Source organism: Paenibacillus sp. KS1 (genome assembly GCF_001680695.1).
Lineage (GTDB): Bacteria > Bacillota > Bacilli > Paenibacillales > Paenibacillaceae > Paenibacillus_B > Paenibacillus_B suaedae.
In genome coordinates this window covers 19,250-37,407 of record NZ_MAIS01000001.1, presented here as the reverse complement: position 1 = coordinate 37,407, position 18,158 = coordinate 19,250, and the positions used below count along the sequence as shown (strand labels likewise).

At 49.8% G+C, this 18,158-nt stretch carries 14 protein-coding genes; 10 read left to right on the top strand and 4 right to left on the bottom strand.

The window, feature by feature from the left end; all coding sequences use genetic code 11:
• Positions 1 to 108: 108 nt before the first annotated feature.
• A complete protein-coding gene (locus BBG47_RS00160; RefSeq protein WP_065290017.1) occupies positions 109 to 1,917 on the bottom strand; it encodes a helix-turn-helix transcriptional regulator in 1,809 nt (602 codons plus the stop codon).
• A 157-nt stretch (positions 1,918 to 2,074) separates the two neighbouring features.
• Positions 2,075 to 3,433 (bottom strand): erythromycin esterase family protein, encoded by a 1,359-nt coding sequence (locus tag BBG47_RS00155; protein WP_065290016.1) that lies wholly within the window; start codon positions 3,431 to 3,433, stop codon positions 2,075 to 2,077.
• A 263-nt stretch (positions 3,434 to 3,696) separates the two neighbouring features.
• Here BBG47_RS00155 and BBG47_RS00150 point away from each other — a divergent pair, with 263 nt between their 5' ends.
• From BBG47_RS00150 to BBG47_RS00110, 9 genes are all read left to right on the top strand, one after another.
• Positions 3,697 to 4,590, top strand: coding sequence for a CPBP family intramembrane glutamic endopeptidase (locus BBG47_RS00150; protein WP_065290015.1), 894 nt, complete (start codon positions 3,697 to 3,699; stop codon positions 4,588 to 4,590).
• Positions 4,591 to 4,852: 262 nt separating this feature from the next.
• Positions 4,853 to 6,214 carry an FAD-dependent oxidoreductase gene (locus BBG47_RS00145; protein WP_065290014.1) on the top strand — a complete coding sequence of 454 codons (1,362 nt, stop codon included), beginning with the start codon at positions 4,853 to 4,855 and terminating at the stop codon, positions 6,212 to 6,214.
• Between the two features lie 543 nt (positions 6,215 to 6,757).
• Positions 6,758 to 7,753, top strand: coding sequence for a beta-ketoacyl-ACP synthase III (locus BBG47_RS00140; protein ID WP_065290013.1), 996 nt, complete (start codon positions 6,758 to 6,760; stop codon positions 7,751 to 7,753).
• Positions 7,743 to 9,056, top strand: a complete 1,314-nt coding sequence (locus tag BBG47_RS00135) for an ATP-grasp domain-containing protein (protein ID WP_065290012.1) — start codon at positions 7,743 to 7,745, stop codon at positions 9,054 to 9,056. The genes BBG47_RS00140 and BBG47_RS00135 overlap by 11 nt, the downstream gene beginning before the upstream one ends.
• On the top strand, positions 9,053 to 10,069 hold the full coding sequence (locus BBG47_RS00130; protein ID WP_065290011.1) for an NAD-dependent epimerase/dehydratase family protein: 1,017 nt from the start codon (positions 9,053 to 9,055) through the stop codon (positions 10,067 to 10,069). Before BBG47_RS00135 ends, BBG47_RS00130 begins: the two co-directional genes overlap by 4 nt.
• Positions 10,060 to 10,950: an MBL fold metallo-hydrolase gene (locus BBG47_RS00125; protein WP_065290010.1), complete on the top strand. Its 891-nt coding sequence runs from the start codon at positions 10,060 to 10,062 to the stop codon at positions 10,948 to 10,950. Before BBG47_RS00130 ends, BBG47_RS00125 begins: the two co-directional genes overlap by 10 nt.
• Entirely contained in the window at positions 10,943 to 12,262 is a 1,320-nt protein-coding gene (locus BBG47_RS00120; protein ID WP_094183108.1) for a F390 synthetase-related protein, read from the top strand. Before BBG47_RS00125 ends, BBG47_RS00120 begins: the two co-directional genes overlap by 8 nt.
• Positions 12,259 to 13,416: a hypothetical protein gene (locus tag BBG47_RS00115; protein ID WP_065290009.1), complete on the top strand. Its 1,158-nt coding sequence runs from the start codon at positions 12,259 to 12,261 to the stop codon at positions 13,414 to 13,416. The genes BBG47_RS00120 and BBG47_RS00115 overlap by 4 nt, the downstream gene beginning before the upstream one ends.
• 25 nt (positions 13,417 to 13,441) lie before the next feature.
• Positions 13,442 to 14,323 (top strand): SDR family oxidoreductase, encoded by an 882-nt coding sequence (locus tag BBG47_RS00110; protein WP_065290008.1) that lies wholly within the window; start codon positions 13,442 to 13,444, stop codon positions 14,321 to 14,323.
• An 88-nt stretch (positions 14,324 to 14,411) separates the two neighbouring features.
• Here the strand turns inward: BBG47_RS00110 and BBG47_RS00105 are convergent, their stop codons facing one another.
• Both BBG47_RS00105 and BBG47_RS00100 read right to left on the bottom strand, forming a co-directional pair.
• The gene (locus BBG47_RS00105; RefSeq protein WP_065290007.1) at positions 14,412 to 15,278 is read right to left on the bottom strand and encodes an AraC family transcriptional regulator; all 867 of its coding nucleotides are present in this window, start codon (positions 15,276 to 15,278) and stop codon (positions 14,412 to 14,414) included.
• A 192-nt stretch (positions 15,279 to 15,470) separates the two neighbouring features.
• Positions 15,471 to 16,499, bottom strand: coding sequence for an alpha/beta fold hydrolase (locus tag BBG47_RS00100; RefSeq protein WP_065290006.1), 1,029 nt, complete (start codon positions 16,497 to 16,499; stop codon positions 15,471 to 15,473).
• A 553-nt stretch (positions 16,500 to 17,052) separates the two neighbouring features.
• Between BBG47_RS00100 and BBG47_RS00095 the strand changes: the two genes are divergently transcribed.
• Entirely contained in the window at positions 17,053 to 18,132 is a 1,080-nt protein-coding gene (locus BBG47_RS00095) for an LLM class flavin-dependent oxidoreductase (protein WP_065290005.1), read from the top strand.
• Positions 18,133 to 18,158: the final 26 nt, after the last annotated feature.

Genomic DNA, 18,158 nt, shown 5'->3' with positions numbered 1-18,158 from the left:
TAGTTCATTATACTATAAATGGATTTAAGGCATAAAAACAGTCCGTGAATTTCACGGACTTATTTGGAGAAGTTGATTATTGCCACTAATCTATCAAAGCTCCCTCTTCTAACTAATCAACCCTTCTTCCTTCGCCTTGTCCACTGCATCTTGCCTGTTATTTACGCCTAGCTTGGAATAGAGGATAGATATATAATTGCGGATCGTTCCTTCTGAAAGATTCATGCTAGCGGCGATAGCTTTGTAACGTGATCCACGGTGCAGCAGATCCAACAACTCGAACTCGCGTTTAATTAATCCATATGGATTATCCCAAATGATATTTCCACGTTCCTTGAGCTTCACCCGCTGCTGCTTCATCTCTTCGAATACTTGCTCCGCGATCTCCTGGGTGATGGACATGCCTCCAGCATGAATGAGGCGAATCGTGTCGATTAACTCCTTGGGCTGTATGGATTTCAACAAATACCCCACTGCCCCGTACTGAAGTGCGGTCACCGCTTGTTCTACATCACTGAAGGTACTCATTACGATCACTTGTAGATCAGGCCACTTTTCCTTAATCACTTGTAAAGCTTCGATTCCATCCATTTCAGGCATACGGACATCCAGCAAGATAACATCTGGATGAACCTGCTCGCACAACTCAACAGCTAATTTTCCATTTCCGGCCGTTCCTACTACCTGCAGATCCTGTTGATTATCAAGTATCATGCTAAGACTATCGACAATCAACTGCTGATCGTCGACGATAACAAGCCGTATTTTGCTTTGAACAATTTCATATCTAGGCACTGTACAGAGCACGACCGTCCCTTCATCACGATGAGAGTGGACTGATAAGTGGCCTGACAACTCTAGCAAGCGCTCCTTCATCGTAGAAAGCCCAAAGCCTGGCTGCAACTGCTCATTACCTACCCCATTATCTTGAATTTGCAAACGCAATTGATTCGCTTCGAAATGCAAATGAACCTCGATGGCCGTTGCTTGTCCGTGACGAGCCGCATTCGTCAATGCCTCTTGTAGACAACGGTACAATGTTAATTTGATCGGATTAGGCACGGCATACTCCTCACCTAATGTTCGATACTTAACTTCAATCCTTGTTGTATCCTTGAATTTGCTAACCAGCTTTTGTAGAGAAGTCGCAAAAGATGCAGGTAGGGTAGATGACGACATCTGATGCAAGTGAGTTCGAACTTCTTCTAGTCCACTGCGAGCAGAGCGCAGAAGAGCATCAATGCGTTCAGTTTGATCGCCTGTTGCCGCCTGACGCAGCGACTCCATTCCCATAATGAGTGAAGTCAACGTATGGCCGATCGTATCGTGCAGTTCCTTAGATAGTCGATTTCGCTCCTCGACTAACGTCATCTGTTCAACCTGAGTCACATGTTGTTCCAAAATCCGATTTTGCTCCTTGATCACTTGCCCCTGCCTATGCGTAAGTACCGCTAATTGAAAGGCATATCCCAAGGCAAATACAATCCCATAATGCAAAATGACGTCTACGATGATATCAATCCAACTCATTTTACTTACCCAGCCGAGAATAAACGGGATGACACCAGAAGATAGAATCGCTGTCCATCGGTAAGTAGGATTACTGCTTAGAAAGCCAATGACAAATACAATCGGGGCATATTGCCATACATTCGATATCCCATACAGATTTAAGAAAATAACAAAACTCCCCGACAACACAATTTCAGCAATCAAATACCACTGCAAATGATACTGTTGAAGCCAAAGCGGGATGAATAATGGAACAAAGGAGAGCCCTATAGCTGCCCAAAGTGGTATCGGCAATCCTCGCTCATGCAATATGCATAGACTAATCACGAGCGTGATCCACCATGAGATCCGTATACATAACATGACCCAATCTGACCACAACCATCGCTTCATCCATTCTTTCATAGGAATACCTCAATCCTTCATCAGATATCTACAAGTTACACCACATACATCCTAATTGAGAACCATTAATTTCTGAAATGATTGAACCTTCGTGCGGAGTAAGGTCTAGTATAAGAAGAAAGAGCAACCGTATCCCGATTGCTCTAGAAATGATTTCCTACTTTTGTACTTGTAACATATGGGATGGGCTTGTGTTACGAATATGGACAAGAATGTCAAACCGTTCCCGCAGGGGCACATTGAAATATGGCGGCAGGCCCGGTATTATCCGCGCCCCTAAGCTGAGGAACGGCTGCTTTTCCTTCACCCATCGCCCTGCCTCTCCCTTCAGATGGCGAGCGTCCAATAGGAACCTCTCGTAAGATACTTTTCCGAACATATCGTTCGTACTGTTTTTCTGCTGCGGTATTGCATCTGTCTTAATCTTTCCGCCGCCACTCATGTCAAACTCGTATGTTGTAAAATGTCCTTCCGTCATCGAGGTTCCTATAACGACGTATTGATCACCTACACGTTCCTTCAGGAACTCCCCAGCTGGCTTCGGATACCATTCTTTATCGATAACACCCTTAGCTACGTGAATATTATGGCCCCAGACCATCGTTTTCCCACCAAGTGTTTCTTTCGTCCATACGGCAAGGTCTGCCAAATATTGCTCGTGGAGGGTGACAAAAGACGGATACTCTTCAGGAATCATCATGGTTGTATAATGCTTGATTGCCTTCGCCGTCCCTTTCACCCACGTAAGCTCATTTGAATTAGCCTTCTTCTTGTCTTTTACGGCTACTTTCTCAAGCAATTGGACAACTCTCTCCGCATTCGCTTGGAACCGGGCTTTCTCCTCATAAGTCAGCTTCATATACTCCTGCAAATTGACAGTTACCGCTGGCATATCTTTATAGTTCTGCACGACTTCAGACAGCATATCGGGATGATGCTTCTTCACATAGTTAATGACTGTATCGTAGACGTCTTTATCCAATGACTTTAGATCGAGCCCGATAAATTGAATCTTTTTCTTGTTCTTTGGATTAGCATTGTAATCCTTCATCCACTCCACCATAGCGACGATCTCATCAGTTGGATATAACAGCTTCAAAAATTGCTTGGGATCTCCTTTGCCTGTGTGGATATATTCATTTAATTTCAAACCATTCCCCCAATCCTCCTCCATCCCGAAGTTCGTAAATCCCATCTCCGTAACTAAATATTTCACGAGGCGAAATTTCATCGTAAACAATTCAGAGCTACCATGAGTTTCCTCTCCTAATCCTACATAATGAGCATCCCCGATCATCTTCTTAAGCGGCTTTAAATCTGCAAACGATTGAGTCGGATCAATCGTCTTCAATGGAAAAACCTGTGATTTAAAGGATTTCACAATATCATTCTGCACCGTTTGTACGGAACGAGTCACTTCTGTTGACCGTGCACCAGCATTCCCAACTCCTCCAGCAACCAACAGCGCTGTGCTAACTACTGCAGCCATGCCACTAACCATCATTTTCTTATTCATGTTATTCCACCTCAATTGAGTTATTTGATGAGCGCAATGAACCGCAAGCAAGGCTATGCGTCAATCGCTCAACCCGATTGTCATTCATCCCATATCACTTTTCCTAGTTACTCTCTATCATCATTTTTGATGACACATACCTCATGTCATTTCGTTACAAGCCTCACTATGAACAATGACGCCCCATTGGCCATACTGAGTTTGCGAAAGATTGAGGTCATCAATATAAAACATTTCTATGAATCGAAAGGAAGGATGTAATTTTGAAATCGCGTGGAAACAAAAACGCTTCGGATTTTGGGGAGGTGAAAGTACAACATGCCAGAAAAAGCCTTACGTTCTTTCTTGGTTTCTTATTCGTGTTGTCACTGATCGTAAATACGGTTGTCATCATGTCGGGAAATATTCTGCTTATTGTTGTGTACATGTTCGTACCGGCAATCGCTTCGATTCTAACCCGTCTCCTCTTGCGGGAAGGTTTTGCAGATGTATCCTTTCAGTTGGGCAGTGTAAAAGTATGGAGAGGGATCGGACTGGGCCTGCTCATTCCTATGCTCATCTGCGGAATCACCTACTCCACTGCCTGGATGAGTGGTATAGCCTCGTTCCAGCTTCCTGTGGGAGGTACCTTCGAAACGTACTATCATGCTCTTGGTCTGCAGTACTTGCCTACGCCGCTGAGCTTCGTGCTTATGGTCGTAGTGGCTGGCATTGCAGGAAGTATCATCAACCTTATCCCCGTTATGGGGGAAGAAGTCGGCTGGCGGGGATATATGTTGACACGTTTAGTTGAGGCCAAGGCTCCGCGTCCTATTTTGCTTAGCGGATTGATCTGGGCAACTTGGCATATTCCGATTGTCATATCTGGTATGTATGTGGCTGGACCATCTGTCCTTCTCTCTGTCCTAGGCATCTACCTGTGTATCATTCCGTTCAGTTATATTACCGCCCAATTGCGATTAGCCACTGGCAGCGTCTGGCCTTCTGTCATTATCCATACCTCATGGAATTCTGTAATCCAAGGTCCTTTCACTCGTGCAACAACAGGGGAGTTTTCCGATGTCTGGATCGGTGAGTCGGGTCTCCTTACGGCAATTATCATTATCATTGCAGCAATTATAGTGTCACGAACAGTAAAAGTCCTAGAGTTGACGTGACTAGAAATGAAGCTTTCTACTCATTCTCATTGACGAAAAAGAGAGTAACGAATTGGATTGATCATAAATCCTCCTTAGCACTAAGGGGGATTTTATGTTGTGTCCAGCCGACATCTACTATTTTTGTAAAAAAAAGAACAAGTTAGCTATTGACTTGTGAAATAAATCACAGTACACTGTGGTTGTGAAATAAGTCACATTAATCACATTAAAATTCAACCTTTTTGGTTTACCTATATTTTATTTTCGAGGAGGAAATACAATGAAAATTGCAGTGATTGGTTGTACGCATGCGGGAACAGCAGCAGTGGTGAATGCCGCCAAGCTATACCCCGAAGCCCAGATTACCGTTTACGAACGCAACGACAATATATCGTTCTTATCTTGCGGGATCGCATTGTATGTGGGCGGTGTCGTGAAAGAGCCGGAAGGACTCTTCTACTCCTCGCCGCAGCACTTGGCGAATTTAGGTGTCATTACTCACATGCGCCACGAGGTTCTCACTGTTGATACGGATGCGAAAACGATGCAGGTGCGCAACCTGCTGACCGGAGAAGAATTCAATGATTGCTTCGATAAGCTGATTGTCACGACGGGATCTTGGCCGATCATTCCACAGCTTCCAGGCATGGAGCTGGACAACATTCTGCTGTGCAAAAATTACGAACATGCGAACAACATCATCGACAAAGGTAAACAGGCAGACCACATCACAGTGGTCGGTGCGGGATATATCGGTGTAGAGCTTGTGGAGGCGTTCCAGCAGAGCGGTAAGCAGGTAACGTTGATTGATAGCGAAGACCGAATTCTTAACCGTTACCTGGATGCTGATTTCAGTAGTCAAATTGAGGAAGCGTTCCGCGGCAAAGGCATCGAGCTTGCGCTTGAGCAAACCGTGAAGGGGTTTGAAGGCAAGGAGGGCATCGTAAACAAGGTCATCACTGACAAGGGTGAAGTAGAAACAGATATGGTCATTCTTTGTATCGGTTTCCGCCCGAATACCCAACTGCTTAATGGTCAAGTGGATATGCTGCCAAATGGCGCGATCATCGTCGATTCCTATATGCAAACCAGCAAGCAGGACGTGTTCGCCGCCGGCGATAGCTGTGCTGTGCATTACAATCCGACCGGCAGAGCTGCCTACATTCCGCTGGCTACCAATGCGGTACGGATGGGGATGCTGGTAGCCCGCAATCTGATGGGACCAACGACAAAATATGTAGGCACCCAAGGGACATCGGGTCTCAAAATATACGATATCAATCTAGCTTCGACGGGTCTCACCGAGGTTGCATGCGCAGATGAGAATATCGATGCCGAAGCAGTTACGGTAATCGACGCCTACCGGCCTGAATTTATGCCATCGGCAGAGACCGTAACCTTGAAGGTTGTGTATGAGAAAGAAAGCCGCCGCCTGTTGGGAGCGCAAATCATGTCCAAAGTTGACTTGACCCAAGCGATGAACACCTTGTCGGTATGCATTCAAAATGGGATGACCATCGACGAGTTGGCCTTCATCGACTTCTTCTTCCAGCCTCACTTTAACAAGCCTTGGAACTTTTTGAATACGGCCGGCATTGCCGCACTTCCCCAGTTCGTAGACGGAGAACTGCAGCACGCTTAAAAGCACTGCCATGAAGGGAGTGTCCCAATAGTCATTGAATATGACGAAGGACACTCCCCTTTCATGGGATTTACCTTCATGACCACCTTTGTTTCTGACATCTGTATGAAATGAAACAAGGAGGCTATTGATTCTCTATCAATAGTTTCTCCTATATGCATCACTCCTCTTATTAAACAAACACTTCGGTTAGTATCCTTTTGAGAATAGCGATAGTTTGGCTACTCTCCCCTTTTTGCCAGATCTTCTTGAGCCCAACCTTTTTTCGCTCAACAAACTACATTTTTATTACGTAACAACAGCAACACATCTGGATAGGAACGTAATGGCATTTTTAATCGTAAGGTTTTTTTACAATTTTTTTTGCAAGACAGATTATCACGCCAATGTAAAAGTACTCCGATATAATAGAAGAATCAACCGAACGAGTAAATTGATGGAACCACCAAGAGAATGTGCATTACAATAGAGGGAGCTTTTGGGTAATAAGCAAGAGCTTCACGTCATGATCGAAATCAACAAGAGGAACGAGGCCATGGGAGTATGGAGAGAAAAGTGAAAATTATCGGCACGGGGGTATATTTACCGAAGCAGCGCGTTACCTCGGATGAAATGGATCGGAAGCTTGGCGTACCCGCCGGGTGGTCCCTGAAAAAGTCGGAGGTTCGCGTACGATATTTTGTTGAAAATGAAACAGCCGCCGAGATGGGGGCATTCGCTGCACAAGCCGCACTGCAGGATGCGGGGCTCACCTTCGCTGACATCGACTGCATCGTATGCGCAAGCGGTACAATGCAACAGCCGATTCCATGCACAGCGGCTTTGATACAGCAAGCAATGGGGAAAGAGGATTCTGGGGTACCTTCCTTTGACATAAATTCGACTTGCCTTAGCTTCCTGGTTGCGCTGGACGTCATGTCATATCTGATTGCCGCTGGACGCTATCAACGTATCCTCATCGTCTCGACAGAGGTAGCCTCGGTAGGCCTGAACTGGGAGCACAAAGAAAGCGCGGTTCTATTCGGCGATGGCGCCGCTGCCGTGATCGTAGGCCAAGCGGCAGCATACGAGCACTCTCGTATCGCAGCCTCATTAATAGAAACCTATAGTACCGGAGCCTCATACTCCGAGATACGCGGTGGAGGTACGGGGCTGCACGCTAAATATTACGATGATGCTCGAATGAGCGACTATATGTTCCATATGGATGGTCAGCCGATTTATAAATTGGCGTCCAAGCTTCTGCCTGACTTCCTTGAACGGCTGCTTGGATCGGGAAATACGGCAATGTCGCAATTCCCGCTTATCATTCCACACCAAGGCAGCGCTATGGCGATGCGCCTGATTAGCCGCAAGCTGGGCATTGCTCCAGAGCAGCTCATGAACATTACATCGGATCACGGCAATACGATTGCCGCCTCGATTCCGATGGGATTACATGAGGCCATTCACCAAGGGCAGGTGCAGCGGGGAGACCGTATTCTGCTGCTTGGAACTTCTGCCGGGCTGTCATTGGGAGGGCTGGTGCTTGAATATTAGCAGTTCTAGCAGTTCTAGCAGTCCGTCCAATGATATACCGCCGGATGGGAGGCGAACTGTCCTAATTACCGGCAGCCGCGCCCCCGTCTCCTTGGAGCTGGCGCGGCTATTGGGTGGTGCTGGGCACCGGATCATCATGGCTGATAGCTTGCTCGTCACAATAGGCTCGGCCTCCCGCTTTGTCATCCGTCATTACTGTTATCCGCCTCCCCGCCATGAACAAGAGCGGTTCCTAGCTATGATAGAGCGTATCGTGATAGACGAGCAGGTGGATTGCGTAATTCCGACCTGCGAGGAAGTGTTCTATCTAGTACAGAGACAGCGGGCATGGCCCAATGGATGCGAGCTATTTGCTCCTCCGTGGGAGATACTCAAGCAGCTTCATCATAAGGGACAATTCATCGAATTGATCCGGCAAGCTGGCTTGCTCGCACCTTCGACACAGCTGCTGACATCACGAGCGGAAGCTGACGACTACATACGGACGCTTGGGGCGGATGCTGCCATACTGAAGCCGGCCTACTCGCGCTTCGCGAGCCGTGTATTATTCGTACGGGCTGACTATGCCCTGCCGGACGATATCCTAATCACCCCGGTCTATCCTTGGGTCGGGCAGCAATATATTCACGGTACATTGTACTGTACGTACAGCATTGTCCGCGATGGCGCTGTACGTGCTCATGCCTGCTACCCCTCCGAATTCACTGCTGGTGCAGGAGCAAGCATCGCCTTCAAGCACGAGACACGGGCCGATTTGCTGGCATGGGTGCAGCGATTTGTCGCCCCGCTTCGATATACGGGGCAGATTGCGTTTGACTTTATCGTCACGCCGGAACAGAATATCTACCCGATCGAGTGCAATCCCCGTGCAACAAGCGGCGTCCACTGCTTTACCGCATCCGATCAGTTGGACAAGGCGTTCTTCGAGATGAATGGCGGGATAAATGGCGACAAAGAGGTCGGCATAGACGGCTGCACAATTAACACTGCTAATCAAGATACATATCTTGATGCAAATCTTGGCGCGCATCATGCGAGAGCCTACCCCATCGAGCCAACATCCACCCGCCCTGCCATGTTGACGCTCGCCATGCTGGCGTACGGCTGGAGGAGTCCTCGGCGGGGCTATTGGTTGAGGGAGCTATGGAAAGGACGAGATGTCATCTTCCGCTGGCAGGATCCGAAGCCGTTTGTCGCGCAGGCCGTTATGCTATACCGCTTCTGGCGAGAGAGCAAAAAGCGCTCCGTCTCACTAATAGAGGCCACTACATCAGATATAGAATGGAATGGTGAATCATCATGAGCAGACGAGCATTAGTGACGGGAGGAACTGGATTCCTAGGGCAGCGGTTGGCATTAAGATTGGTCGAAGAAGGCTATACCGTCAGCGCCATCGGCCGCAATACGCATGTAGGCCATGAACTGGAACGGATGGGTGTCCGATTTATTCCGCTTGAGTTAGGCGATGCCGAGCGGATTAAGGAGATATGCCACGGTCAAGATACCGTCTTCCACTGCGCAGCACTGTCTGCTCCATGGGGCGCATATGCCGACTTCTACGCCAGCAACGTCATCGGCACACGCCATGTCGTGCAAGGATGCGTAAGCGGAGGAGCGCGGCTCGTGCATGTGTCAACGCCGAGCATTTACTGGAATTGGCGTGATCGACTGAATATTAAAGAATCCGATCCGCTGCCTTCCAAACAAGCGAATGCCTACGCCGCCACCAAGCTGCTCGCTGAGCGGGAGGTGGATCAGGCCGTAGAAGAGGCTGGGCTGCACGCCATTACGCTGCGGCCCCGCGCGATCTACGGTCCGGGTGATCGCGCTATTCTCCCGCGCCTCATAGAGGCGAACCGAGGCGGCTATATGCCGCTCATTCGCGGCGGCCGGTCGATGCTCGACGTTACGTATGTCGACAACGTGGTCGATGCGCTGCTGCTAGCCGCCGAAGCTTACCCGGCTGCGCTTGGCGGCAAGTACAATATTACGAACGGCGAGCCTAGGCTGCTGAGCGATTTGCTGGCTAGGCTGTTCGCCCTGCTAGAAATGCCGTTCCGCCCCATCCCGCTCGCTTACCAGATCGCTTCGGCGGCGGCCGGGATGCTGGAGCTTAACGCCCGCTGGTTTGCCAGAGGCAAGGAGCCGAAGCTTACCCGGTATTCGGTTGGACTAATCGGACGGAGTCAGACGCTCGACATTACGGCTGCCCGCGAGATGTTGGGTTATAAGCCTAGAATCGGTATCGAGGAAGGCATGAAGCGATTTGCTGAAGCATGGGTACAAGAAGGAGGCTCGTCAGCTCCATGGACGTGAACAAGGGAGCCATAACAGAAGTTTCCGTGAACTTGATGACCGCAGGGTACTGCACGCACCGGGAATGGCTTACGATTCAAGGCGGGAGCGGCGCTTCCGTGCGCTTTCCGGCCATGTTCGCCTATATCGAGCACCCGCGGCTCGGACCAGTCCTGTTCGACACCGGCTATTCCACGCGTTTTTTTCAGGCTACATCGTCCTTTCCCGCGAGGCTGTATCGGTGGACGACGCCGGTCTATATCGGCGAAGAAGAGAGTGCAGCCAATCAACTGCGCAATCTTGGCGTAATGCCAGAGGACGTGCGGACGATTATTTTGTCGCACTTTCACGCAGATCATATCGGCGGTGTGCGCGACTTCGCGAATGCCGAGTTTTATTATTTGCGCGAGGCTTATCGTCCCCTGCAGGACATGTCTCCTTTCCAAGCTACGAAAGCCGGCTTTCTGCCTGGGCTATTGCCGGGTCGATTCGGTGATCGGTCCCGTCTTATTGAGGAGACATGCAGCAAAATAAGCTTGGACGAGGGATATGCGCCCTTCACAGAGGGATACGATCTGTTCGGGGACGGTAGCATCATCGGCATCAACCTATCGGGGCATGCGCTGGGTCAGCTTGGCCTGCTTCTGCGCTCTGCAGGGCATGAATACTTCCTCTGCGCCGACGCTGCTTGGTCAACGGCAGCCTATGCATCGCATCGGCGACCGAAGTCCATCGTCAAGTTGATCAAAGCGGATTGGCAGCAATATAAGGATAACCTTCATCGATTACATATCCTGCATCGTAGGCGACCGGATCTTCACATCATCCCAACGCACTGCCGGGAGGCCGAACAGAGGTACGTAACAAGCCCTAAGGTTCAAGGAGGTGCTCAGCGTGGATAAAGGTATGATGATCGCTGCCCGGGAATATATCCGCACGAAGTACGGACGAAGCTGGAGTAGCAGGGAAGCACTGGAGCAGTGGCAGCAGCGTCAAGTGATGAAGCATCTAGGGCGAATCAGGCAGCGCTCCCCCTTCTTGCGCGAGCGCATGGGCGAGCTCCCCGTCGAGCAGTGGCGCGGCATGCCAGTCATGGACAAGTCGCTGATGATGGAGCATTTCGATGCCCTTAATACCGCTGGCGTACGAAAGGAGGAAGCGTTCGCCATGGCACTGGCAGCTGAGGAGAGCCGCGACTTCACTCCAGAATGGAATGGTATTACCGTCGGTATGTCCTCGGGGACGTCAGGCAATCGCGGCCTCTTCCTCGTCAGCCCACAGGAGAGCATGGCATGGGCCGGAGCGATGCTCGCCAAGGCCCTGCCTGGATCCGTACTGGCACGGGAGCGCATTGCGCTCTTCCTGCGTGCCAACAGTAACCTGTACGGGAGCGTGAGCAAGCGGCTGCTGCAATTCGCCTACTTCGACCTGCTCGACCCGTTGGAGGAGCAGGTCAAGCGACTGAACACTTACGCCCCTACCCTGCTCGTCGCACCGCCGTCTATGCTTCGCATGCTTGCAGAACAGCTGGAGCAGGGCCTGCTCGCGATACGTCCGCGAAAGATTTTTTCCGTGGCTGAAGTCCTTGATCCGCTCGATGAAGCGATAATTAGCGCGGCGTTCCAGCAGCCCGTGCACCAAATCTATCAATGCACGGAAGGCTTTCTCGGCATTACGTGCATACACGGGACGCTCCACTTGAACGAAGACCTCGTCTTCATAGAGAAAGAGTGGCTAGACAAGCGGGAACGAAAATTCACACCGATTATTACTGACTTCCGGCGTATGACCCAGCCGATCATTCGTTATCGGCTGGACGATGTCTTGACAGAGAGAAACGAGCCTTGTCCGTGCGGTTCTCCCTTCACTGCGCTGGAGCGCATCGAAGGGCGGCACGATGATATGTTCTATATGCCCTCACTAAGAGACGGCACACTTACGACTGTATTTCCCGATTTTATTCGCCGTGCAATTCTGTCCGCCTCATCGAAGATTGAACACTATGCGGCGGTGCAGTATTCGCCAACGCACATCACGGTGGCGCTGCAAGTGCCTACGCAATATCGGGCAGCATGTGAACAGGACATTGTGCTCGAACTGCATAAGCTGTGTGCAATCGTTCAGTGTGCAGCGCCTGACATTCAATTTACCGAGTGGAAGCCGCAGCCTGCCGGGCACAAGCTGCGCCGGATCGAGAGGAAGTTTACGGTATGAGTATCGCAGTTCTATATGATGCAGCTAATATCGATCGGCTGCCTTGGCCGAACGATGAGGAAGGACAGGCGGCTAAGGCATGGATAGAGCCATGGATACGACATGGGCCGGAACGCGACGTGGATAATATTCAGACCCGGATGATGGTGATCGTCATCGACGACCAATATGTGCTGCCGATTACCGTTAATGAACAAGAGTACGACAACGCATATGTATGCTCGCCTTATACGCACTATGTTACTTATGCGAAGCAAGAGCTCGGCATGCTGAAGCAGCCGCTGCTGGAACCGCCGCTTGCGTGGCTGTTAAGCGGAATCGGATTCGGAATGAAGCTTGCGCGGTGCAATCGCGTCGTGCATGTGAACAATTATCTGCTATCTACGAATCTGTATCCACGTATGACGGCAGAGCACGTATCAGCGATCATCGCCCTGCTGCAAGCTCGGTTCCCCGATCACTCGATCGTGTTCCGTTCGTTAAATCGCCATTATTACCCGGAGCTGTGCCGCAGCTTGGAGGAGGCCGGATGCGCACTTGTGCCTAGCCGCCAAATCTATTGCTTGGATACCCGCGATTCCAGAACTCAGAATGCCAAGGCGAGATGGTTAATCAAGCGTGATGAAGGACTGCTTGCGAAGCATGAATACGAGATCGTTCGGCATGAAGAGCTGGTACCGGCCGATGTTCCCCGCATGGTTCAACTGTACAACTTGCTCTATATCGATAAATATTCACCGTGCAATCCGCAGTTTAATGAGCGCTTCTTCGAACATGCACTGGCGGCGAAGACACTGCGCTTCGTCGCTCTGCGCACATCGAGGGGACGAATAGACGGAATCATGGGTTACTTCTGCCGCAACGGTATACTGACGACGCCAATTTTCGGTTACGACACCGCACTTCCGCTGGAAACAGGCCTGTACCGCATGCTCTCTGCTGTCCTGTTCCGTGAGGTGCAGCGACTTGGCATGCAATGGAACGAGAGCTCGGGCGCAGCGCAGTTCAAACGCAACCGGGGAGCTACCGGGCATTGGGAATATTCCGCCATCATGGATCGGCATCTGCCTGTGTACCGCCGTAGCTGCTGGTCATTCATTTCCTTGGCCGCCAATCGAATCGGCGTTCCGCTAATGGAACGACATAAATTATGAGGATACAGACGAGAAAGGAGGATTCATGTTGACATCACCACATACGAAGCCGCAGCATTCTATTGCTTCTCCTTCGCGGCCAATCGCCGTCGTGACCGGTACGTCCAGCGGCTTCGGGCTCTACACGAGTGTCGCGCTGGCGAGCGCAGGATATGATGTCGTAGCGACGATGCGTAATACGGCCAAGCAAGGTAAGCTGCTTGCTGAAGCACAGACATGCGGCGTCTCCGCATACATTCATGTGCTCTCCCTAGATGTTACGAATCAGGAGAGTATTGAAGCTGCATTCGTGCATATTCGCGAGCAGTACGGCAGGGTCGATTTGCTCGTGAACAATGCGGGCTATGCCGCAGGTGGATACGTTGAGGAAGTGGACATGGACGCTTGGCGCGCCCAACTGGAGACAAATTTTTTCGGCACGGTCGCCGTGACGCGCAAAGCGCTGCCTATTATGCGGGAACAAGGCAGTGGAACCATCGTGAATGTGAGCAGCATTAGCGGTCGATATGCTTTTCCAGGCTATGCCCCATATGCCGCCTCCAAGTTCGCCGTCGAAGGCTTTACAGAGGCACTGCGGCTTGAGATGCTGCCATTTGGCGTATATGCCGTACTGATCGAACCCGGCTCCTACAAAACGGATATATGGGAAAAGGGATTCTCTTCTATCCAAAAACGCGAGAATTCGCCGTACAGCAAACTGCTTCAAGCGGTTCTGCAATTCTCGAAGCGAAGCTCTGAAACAGCTCCTCCTCCGCAGGAGGTGGCGCGTCACATCGTCAAGATTTCGCGCACGCCAAGACCGAAGCTGCGCTATTTCATGGGTCGAGGGGCGATGCCCTTGCGCCTTATCCGTCTATTGCCATGGAAGTGCTATGAGAAGCTCGTACTGTGGGCTTTACGACGATAGACAAGGAGGCTGTGCCCAGTGTACATGTTGGGCCAGCCTCCTTTTTTTAACAGGTAATTGATGTACCGTCAATTCTTACTCTTCGTATTTATTTCTTTATAACCGGAATCCACACTTCGCAGCGATATTCTTCGGATGTCGTATCTCCCGGTGGATACAGCTCGAAATCAGGGATTTCGGCTTGCTCATAATCTGTAGCTGGGAACCACTCCTGATAGATGCGGTTCCATACTTCTTGAATGGCACCAGGCATCGGACCAATAGAGGTAAATACGGCCCACGTCGCAGCTGGAACTTGAATAAATTCAAACCCATCTTCTGATTCCGTCCGATCCGTCTCTACTGCAATCGCGTAGTTAAAGACCTCTCCACCCTGCTGCGCGCCATAGCAAACGCCTAGAATATCTCGATTTTTTCCCAGTGCAGAAATGCTTGCGCCGGTTCCATCTGCGTAAGTATCGCGCCAAAACTTCGGAATCTCGATCGAATTTTCTCCCTCTTTCGTGGTCGTCTGGATCGACTTTCCTACAACGGTAAACGCCTCTCTCTGTACAATTCTATAATCCATTTCTTTGTCTCCCTTCAATGATAGGTGGAAGGAAATGCGCGGAAAGGCCTTCAGCTGGACACCCGAATTTCGAGCCTCGGAGGGCGAGATGCCGTGCAGCTTGCGGAACGCCTTAGAGAACGATTCTGGCGAATCGTAGCAATACTTCATCGCGACATCGATCACTTTAGAGCCACTCATTGCTAACTCTTGAGCCGCCAAGGTTAAGCGCCGTTTCCGTACATACTCAGCTACTGTCATACCAGTCAGCATATAGAACATCCGCTGAAAGTGATGGGGAGAAGAATACGCTGCCTTCGCAAGCTCCGCCATATCCAATGGCTCCAGCATCTTCGCCTCGATTACGTCGAGCGCCGACATCATTCGGTTCAGCCATTCCATTCGCATTTGCTCCTCTCTGCGTACATCTTATCAAGGCTGCCGCTTGCCAACCTGTCATTCTGTGCGATCATGTGACAGACCTATCATCTGTTCGTATCATCGTCCCCGCTTATTCTTATCTATTCAACCCATACAATGCCTGAATCATCGAATTAGCATCAGCTATGAACTAAAGTTCGACTATAGCCCTGCAATCCATCATTTTGCGAACGAGTCCACCATCCATTGCGAGAACTTCTCTTTTTCTTCAAATTGCGGATAGTGAGCGGATTGATCATATGTGATAAATTCCTTTTTAGCTGCATCGATTTGATCAAAATACGTTTTGGCTGCTTTCGCAGATGTCATGTAATCGTACTGTCCCATAATGAAATAGACCGGCACTTCCAGCTTGGTAACAAATGTAGGCAATGGTTTCTTCAATGCCTGCCCTATCAATACTTCTTGTGCATTCGAGACGCTGCGATAAAAACGGATGCGATCCAGCAAGTTATACTCCGGTCCGAACAAGCCTCTATCCATGTCAGCATTCACATTAATCAATCTTGCCGCACCGCCATATTTGCGCACATAATTGCGTGGAGTTAATTGTTCTCCGCTTTGCACTTTTTCCGTTAACCCTTGCAAGTACTCCACATCGGTTGTGTTGCCGCCCAATTTTGCTTGATCAATCGTAAACTGCAATGCATCCTTTTCACTTTCCGTAACGTTAGACATCTGTCCGATGCCAATATAGGCTTTATATTTCTCAGGTGCTTGCTGTGCAGCTTGTATGCCAATATAAGTTCCGAAGGAATGGCCCGCTAATATGACCTTCTCTTGATGAAAACGAGCCGATATGTAATCTGTCAAAGCCAGTACATCTTTCACTAATAAATCAGTAGACAGATTGGAATAATCCTCTCCAAAGTGATACGACTTTCCTCCAGCTCTCTGATCGTAACGAACAACCGTGAAATGCTTTTCCAATATGTCTTGGTATTTGGTTACATAGGGGATTTCCGATACAGCCGGTCCACCGTGTAAGAAAATGACAACTGGATTGTTCTTATCCTGTCCCCGTATCATCAATTCATGGCCCGTTCCATTAATTTCGACTTCCTCAAGTACGCTTATGCTGTCAGCGCCGTCTATGCTCGGAGTCCATGTGGGAAAAACCAATGCTACCCCAACTAATAAAAGAATGGTAACTCCAATATAAATGAACGCTTTTCTAATCTTTTTCACAGTTTCAGCTCCCTAGTCTTGATAGACGCTCTCATTCTAACATCGATGATCCATGCGAATGATGCTCTTCCATCATTGTAGTCGAGGAAAAATTTGAGAGAGTCGTACGATCGTCGGGATTTATACTGGACTAGGGTCGGGGAAAAGGGACAACATCGGCACCCGCTTCCCCATTCCTTATATTCCACTTCAATACGACTAGGTTAGTCTAGAATTCCGTTGAAAAGGAGTCCTTCTCCTTTTATTTTTATGATTTTTAGACGCTTCGTGTTTTTAATAAATGGTTACCCTTTCATTCTAACAATAAGCACTTCTCATAATCTAGACTCAGTCTTAGATAATCCTATAGCCATGTTCGCCATTAATGAGTCGCTATCTGTAATCAAATCATAGACGGATGGGAATGCGGATGGGCGGGCAAGATTGAAATGAGCGACTGACAGAGGTAACAGGCAACCGACAAACGGGACATCTTTTTGTTGTCCTTTCAAACTAACTATAGTTATGTTACTATATATTATAAAGCGACATCTAAATAAAGGAGGCGAACACGATGACCGATGAAGCGGTTGTTGATCTGGAAATTGGAATCAGTACGTTTTTGGAGGCTTCGACGGATCCGGTGACAGGCGAGCGCATTAGCCATACCGAGCGAATTCGTCGGTCGGTAGAAGAGATTGTTCTAGCTGATCAGGTCGGACTTGACGTCTACGGCATCGGCGAGCACCACCGGTATGAGTATGCTTCTTCGGCCCCAGCGGTCATCCTGGCGGCAGCGGCGGCACAAACGAAACATATTCGGCTGACCAGCGCCGTGACTGTCCTGTCCTCGGATGATCCGGTACGCGTCTATCAACAGTTTGCGACGCTGGATGCCATCTCGAACGGACGCGCCGAGATTATGGCGGGCCGCGGCTCGTTCATTGAATCCTTCCCGCTGTTCGGCTACAACTTGAATGATTACGATCAATTGTATGAAGAGAATCTGGAGCTTCTGCTCGCTATCCGGGAGTCAGAGAAGGTAAGCTGGCGAGGCAGTCGTCATCGTGCGGCTATTGACAATCTTGGCGTGTACCCACGGGCCGTTCAGGAACCGCTTCCCGTCTGGATTGCCACCGGCGGTAACGCAGAATCTTCCGTCCGGGCCGGCAGACTCGGCTTGCCGGTTGCTTATGCGATCATTGGCGGCATGCCGGAGCGCTTTGCGCCGCTTGTCGAGCTCTATAAGAGATCCGCGGCTAAGGCTGGACACGATGTCAACAAGCTGCAAATTGCAACCCACTCACATGGCATTGTAGCCGATACCGCCGAGAAGGCGGCAGATCTTCTGTTCCCAGGGACACAAGCCATGATGAACAAGCTCGGACGTGAGCGTGGCTGGGGAGCTCAGTACACACGCGCAACCTTCGATGAGGACAGCAAGTTGCGAGGCTGTCTCTATGTCGGCGATCCAGAGCATGTCGCTGAGAAAATCGTATTACTCCACCGCAACTTGGGCGTGACGCGCTTCTTCCTGCACTGTGACATTGGTTCTATTCCGCACCGTGATATCATGCGCTCGATTGAACTGCTCGGCACCAAGGTCGCCCCGCTAGTACGGAAAGAGCTGGCTCGCAGCGAGGGTAACGCATAAGACATATTTTAGATGATCCATTCACA

Excerpts from the sequence above, each read along its gene's own strand:
- BBG47_RS00145 (WP_065290014.1), top strand. The coding sequence starts at position 4,853 with ATGAAAATTGCAGTGATTGGTTGTACGCATGCGGGAACAGCAGCAGTG.
- BBG47_RS00125 (WP_065290010.1), top strand. The coding sequence starts at position 10,060 with ATGGACGTGAACAAGGGAGCCATAACAGAAGTTTCCGTGAACTTGATG.
- BBG47_RS00105 (WP_065290007.1), bottom strand. The coding sequence starts at position 15,278 with ATGCGAATGGAATGGCTGAACCGAATGATGTCGGCGCTCGACGTAATC.
- BBG47_RS00110 (WP_065290008.1), top strand. The coding sequence starts at position 13,442 with ATGTTGACATCACCACATACGAAGCCGCAGCATTCTATTGCTTCTCCT.
- BBG47_RS00155 (WP_065290016.1), bottom strand. The coding sequence starts at position 3,433 with ATGAATAAGAAAATGATGGTTAGTGGCATGGCTGCAGTAGTTAGCACA.
- BBG47_RS00140 (WP_065290013.1), top strand. The coding sequence starts at position 6,758 with ATGGAGAGAAAAGTGAAAATTATCGGCACGGGGGTATATTTACCGAAG.
- BBG47_RS00130 (WP_065290011.1), top strand. The coding sequence starts at position 9,053 with ATGAGCAGACGAGCATTAGTGACGGGAGGAACTGGATTCCTAGGGCAG.
- BBG47_RS00160 (WP_065290017.1), bottom strand. The coding sequence starts at position 1,917 with ATGAAAGAATGGATGAAGCGATGGTTGTGGTCAGATTGGGTCATGTTA.
- BBG47_RS00115 (WP_065290009.1), top strand. The coding sequence starts at position 12,259 with ATGAGTATCGCAGTTCTATATGATGCAGCTAATATCGATCGGCTGCCT.
- BBG47_RS00095 (WP_065290005.1), top strand. The coding sequence starts at position 17,053 with ATGACCGATGAAGCGGTTGTTGATCTGGAAATTGGAATCAGTACGTTT.